The organism is Stenotrophomonas maltophilia group sp. RNC7, assembly GCF_030910085.1.
GTDB lineage: Bacteria > Pseudomonadota > Gammaproteobacteria > Xanthomonadales > Xanthomonadaceae > Stenotrophomonas > Stenotrophomonas sepilia.
Genome location: NZ_JAVFVN010000750.1, coordinates 1 through 335 on the forward strand (window position 1 = coordinate 1; position 335 = coordinate 335).

Sequence of the window (335 nt, forward strand, 5' to 3'; positions counted from 1 at the left end):
CTGCCACTTTGCAGCCTCCTTGAAGACATAGAAGGAAATAAACCCCGTGAAAATGAAGCTGCTCACCAGGATTAAATGCCAGGCTGGTGTGACTGCGAGGTAATCCGTCATCGTCAAGATGGCATCCAAATCGAACATCGGATTGCTTGCTGACTTATACCACAAAAACAACAAAAGCGGCACGCAAAGCAAGACCCAATACTCCATACCGAACATTAATGCCTGTGAAGTACGCAGCGCGCTCCAGCTACCAGCTAGAACAAAGCAAAGAAGCAGCACATGAATGTCCATAGTCGGATTGATGAAACGTACCGTTACGGATGACATGGTCATTA

At 46.9% G+C, this 335-nt stretch carries 1 protein-coding gene; it reads right to left on the reverse strand.

Features of this window, described 5'->3' with window-relative positions; translation table 11 throughout:
• A partial coding sequence (locus tag RCF13_RS17850; protein ID WP_308141413.1) for a hypothetical protein occupies positions 1 to 335 on the reverse strand: 335 nt, incomplete at both ends.